The sequence below is a fragment of the Micromonospora sp. M51 genome (assembly GCF_018070305.1).
In the GTDB taxonomy this organism is placed as follows: Bacteria; Actinomycetota; Actinomycetes; order Mycobacteriales; family Micromonosporaceae; genus Micromonospora; species Micromonospora parva.
On the sequence record NZ_JAGPXZ010000652.1, the window covers coordinates 1 to 3,551 of the forward strand.

Below are 3,551 nucleotides of genomic sequence, written 5' to 3' on the forward strand. Positions count from 1 at the left end.
CGTTCGGGCCGACGGTGACCTTGTCCTGCACGTCGATCCAGGTGCCGCCGTCGACCGAGGGCCGGTCGGACGACAGCATGTTGAAGCGGCCCTTGTCGGTGAGGTACCCGTCGGCGGCCTTCAGGGCGAACGTGACGGCGGTGCGGCTGAAGTTGCGGACCGCCAGGTGCTCGGTCACTGCCTGCCCCGGGTCGAGGCTGGCGGTGATCCATCGGCGTTGGTCCGGGCCACTCGCGGTGGCCGGCTGGACCGTCCAGGTCAGGGCCTTGGGGTCCGGCTCCGCCGCCGCCGCGACCGGCGTGGCCGCAACCGCGAGGAACACGACGGTGAGGACGGCGAGCGCCCGGCGCAGCGGGGTGACGGTCATTCAGGTGGCCCTTCGGCACGGGGCTGGGCGGGGACCCGGTCCGGGCCCCCGCCCAGGCCACTACTCGAACAGTGAGAGTGTGAGGGTGGAGCTGTACTCGCCGGCCGCGACCTCGGCGGGCGTCCGCAGGTACAGGTCGGCGTTGACCGAGTACGAGTCGCTGGCGACGGCAGCGGAGTCGAAGGCCGAGACCAACAGCTCCTGGTCGACAAGGCCGACATTGTTGCCCGGCTGGGTCGGCTCGTCCAGGCTGGTCACCACCTCCTCGCCCTCGGTGACCAGGCCGGTCTCGCCGCCGTCGAGCAGGCGCGGCTTCCAACCGAAGTGGTCGGCGGTGATCGGCGCCTGACCGGCGACGCCCGCGAAGTCGGTCGCGCTGCCGAGCACCGCCCAGCTGGCGCCGTCGGGCACCTCGTCGGCGACTCGGGTGTCGGTGACCGTCACCGTCGGCAGAGTGCCGACGAACTGGCGTACCAGCAGGGTCGAGCCGTCCTCGGAGAGCGCGACGGCGTCGCCGGCGATCGACAGGGCGAGCACGCCCGGTTCCCTGATCTCGTCGATGTCGACGGTGACCCGCACGCTCGCGTCGTCACCGGGCTCGGCCAGCGCGGGCGACGGCAGCACCGCCGCCCCGGTCAGCACGGCGCCGACCGAGCAGGCCGCCAGCAACTGCCGCCGTTTGTCTGTGTTCATGTGAGCTCCGTTCTCTGCATGAGGGGTTATCCGCCGCAGGTGCCGGCGGGGTGTTGCACGGTGCGGACGGTCGTCACGTCCTGTCCGCCGATCGCCCCGGTCACCCGGACCGTCGCCGAACCCGCCGGCACCGACCCGGCCCGGGTGGTGAAGGACTGGTAGGCGTTCGCGCCGGGCGCGACCGCCGCGAAGGACCGCGTGCCGTACGGCGTCTCCATGCTCACGCCCACCGGCGCGTCATGGTCGTTGCGCACCTGCACCGCCACGTACGCCGTGCCACCGACGCACCGCGTCGACGCGGTGACCGTCACGGGCAGGTCGACGGTGGCCGACTGGAACGCCCAGGTGTCGATCTCGAAGAGATCCGCGCCGGCCGGGCCGGTGTAGGTGAAGTAGACGTCGTGCACGCCGCTGACGCCGGTGAGCTCGGCGCTCACCTCGGCCCACTGTCCGACCGGCGTGTCCACGGCGACAGTGCCGACGACGGGACCGTTGACGTCGTCCAGCCGGACCTGGACCTGCCCGCCGGCGGCGAGCGCACGCACCCGCGCCGTCAGGCTGCGCGCGCCGCTGTCCCCGAAGTTCACCGAGGACAGCGCCGTCCAGTCCCCGTTGTCGACGTCGCGGACCACCAGATTCGGTGCCGCACCACCGAACTGGGCGGAGCCGCCGTCGACCTTCGTGGTCGCGACGCCCTTGCTCCAGCCGAAGGTCTCGGCCTCGAAGACGCGGTACGGGTCGAAGTCCCGGACCTGGTCCACGCCGGCGTACGTGCCGACGACCTGCTGGATCGTGCCGTCCGGGTTGAAGGTCAACTCCTGGATGTGCGGGCTGCGGTACCCCTGGGTGGTGTTGCCGTTGATGCGCTTGTTCAGCGTCGGGGCGTGGTAGGTGAAGTAGTACCTGCCACCGAACTCGAACACCGACTGGTGGTTGTTGCCGCCGGTGCCGGCACCGAAGAACTGCGACTGGTTCGGGAAGAGCACACCGGCGTACGCCTCCTTCGGCCACGACATCGGGCCGTCGGAGATCATGTAGCCGATCTGCCCACCGCCGGGGTAACCGGGAAGGGGCTGCTGGCTGCCACCGAAGTCGTTCCCGCCGAAGTGCGAGGAGTACGAGAAGTAGTACTTGCCCTGGCGCTTGAAGACGTGCCCGGCCTCGAAGGCGACCGGGGCGTCCACCACCGCGGCCGTCCCCTCGGTCGACACCATGTCGTCGCCGAGCTCGATCGACCGGATGTTCTTCGGGTTGTTGAAGCGCTCGGCCGGCGGCATGCTCGTCGACGCGGGGCCACCACCGAAGTAGAGGTACGGCTGGCCGTCGTCGTCGACGAAGGGCGCCGGGTCGAACTTCCACGCGACGGCCTCGGCACCGGGGGTACGGCCGTCGATCAGCGTGCTGGTGCGCTCGCTGGTCCACGGGCCGAGCGGCGACGCACCCGTGATCACATTGCTGGAACCACCGCCGTTGGCGTAGTAGAGGAAGAACTTCTCCACCCCGTTCACCACCTTCTTGGTGATGCCCGGAGCCCACGAGTTGGCGGTGAACGGGGCCACCCCGTTCGGGCCGGCGACCTGGATCTCACCGTGGTCGGTCCAGTTCACGAGGTCCTCGGAGGAGATCACCGTGATCTGGTTGATGTCGCCGTAGTTGATCCCCGGCGAGACACCGGTGGTCGGGTTCGGGGCGTACCCCTGGGTGTCGTTGGTCATGTACATGTAGACCCGACCGTCGTGCACGAGACCGAAGCCGTCGGCGCCGAACTTGTGCCCGATCAACGGGTTGTGCTCCCCGGGCAGCTTGCCGACGACCTCGATGGTCTTCGACGCCGGGGCAGGCGGCGCGGCGCCGACCACCGACACGTCGTCGAGCGTGAAGTCCATGAGGTGCAGGGCCGGGTCCGTGGACGGGGTGCTCGTCCACGGGGTCTCGAAGAACAGGCGTGCCGTCGACACGCTCTGCGTCGCCGGGATCGTGAACGTTCCGCTGAACTGCGCCCACTGACCCTTCGTCGCCGTCACGCTGACCAGGTTGGTGTAGGTGCCGCCGCCGTAGTGCATGGTGGCGAAGAACTGCTTCGTGGCCGGTCCGCTCTCGTTCGCGTACTTGATGCGGGCCGTCAGGGTGTACGCCTGACCGGCCTGCACCTTGCCGCTGAGGTCCTGCATCGGGCCGGATCCGGTGGTCGCCCGGTTGGTGACGTGCGCGGCGGTCGCGCCGGAGAAGGCGTCCGAGGTGACGGACAACTGGGCGCCGTCGGCGGCGTTTCCGTTGTTGACGAACCAGTTGGCCAGGCCGTCCTCGAACCCGCCGTTGACGACGAGGTTCGTGTCGGCGGCCTGGACCGGCGCCGCGCCGGCGACGAACCCCGTGGCCAGCATCAGGCCCAGTGTCGCGAGCGCAGCTACCCGTCCTCGGGTCGCCCGTCGCAGTCGTTGTTCCACGAGACATCCTCCTTCATCTCTGACGTGCGGTCATCGGTGTACGG

Annotated in this window: 2 protein-coding genes and 1 pseudogene; all 3 read right to left on the bottom strand. The window is 69.8% G+C overall.

Annotated elements, in window-relative coordinates:
- Positions 1-367: pseudogene (locus tag KBX53_RS26370) on the bottom strand (hypothetical protein); the annotation flags it as partial.
- A gap of 60 nt (positions 368-427) precedes the next feature.
- A complete protein-coding gene (locus tag KBX53_RS26375; protein ID WP_210862222.1) occupies positions 428-1,060 on the bottom strand; it encodes a hypothetical protein in 633 nt (210 codons plus the stop codon).
- Between the two features lie 26 nt (positions 1,061-1,086).
- Positions 1,087-3,507, bottom strand: coding sequence for a family 43 glycosylhydrolase (locus tag KBX53_RS26380; RefSeq protein ID WP_030333890.1), 2,421 nt, complete (start codon positions 3,505-3,507; stop codon positions 1,087-1,089).
- Between the last annotated feature and the right edge of the window lie 44 nt (positions 3,508-3,551).